At 61.9% G+C, this 1,010-nt stretch carries 1 protein-coding gene; it reads left to right on the forward strand.

Annotated features, from left to right (window positions below):
* Positions 1–1,010 (forward strand): condensation domain-containing protein (locus tag ACWDMM_RS33780; protein WP_323124771.1); only part of this gene is annotated, 1,010 nt, incomplete at both ends.

A 1,010-nucleotide genomic window follows, 5' to 3' on the forward strand; every position in this document is an offset into this window, starting at 1 on the left:
ATGTGCTGGTGGTGGTGGTGCATCATATCGCGGCGGATGCGTCGTCGATGGGTCCGTTGGTGCGGGATGTGATGGTGGCGTATTCGGCGCGTGTCTCGGGTGATGCGCCGGGGTGGTCGCCGTTGCGGGTGCAGTATGCGGATTACGCGTTGTGGCAGCGTGCGGTGTTGGGTGAGGAGTCCGATCCCGAGTCGTTGGCGGCTCGCCAGATCGCGTTCTGGCGTGCCGAGCTTGCCGGTTTGCCGGATTTGCTGGAGTTGCCGGCTGATCGGCCGCGTCCGGTGGTGGCGTCGTTGGCGGGTGCGCGGGTGCCGGTGAGTGTGGATGCGGTGACGCATGCCGGTTTGGTGGAACTTGCTCGTGCGCATGGTGCGACGTTGTTCATGGTGGTGCATGCGGCGTTTGCGGTGTTGTTGGCGCGGTTGTCGGGCAGTTCGGATGTTGCTGTGGGTACGCCGGTGGCGGGTCGTGGTGAGCGTGAGTTGGATGATTTGATCGGTATGTTCGTCAATACCGTGGTGTTCCGGTCGCGGGTTGATGGTGGGGAGTCGTTCGCGGGTTTGTTGGGGCGTCAGCGTGAGGGGGTTTTGGCGGCGTTCGCGCATGCGGATGTGCCGTTCGAGCGTTTGGTGGAGGTGTTGAATCCGCCGCGGTCGACGGCGCGTCATCCGTTGTTCCAGGTGGGGTTGTCGTTTCAGAATGTGGCGCGTGCGGTGTTGGAGTTGCCGGGTTTGTCGGTGGCTGGGGTGGATGCTGATGTGGATGTGTCGCAGTTCGATTTGCATTTGATTGTTGGTGATGTGTATGAGGAGTCGGGTGCGGCTGGGGGTGTGGGTGGGTTTTTGACGTATGCGACGGATTTGTTCGATCGGGCGACGGTGGAGGGTTTTGTTGCTCGGTTGTCTCGTATCCTCGCTGCTGTCGTCGCCGACGCGAATATTCCGGTCGGTGAGATCGAATTGCTCTCCGACGCCGAACGGCATGACGTCCTCACCGCATGGAACGACACC

The sequence above is a fragment of the Nocardia sp. NPDC003726 genome, from assembly GCF_053586955.1.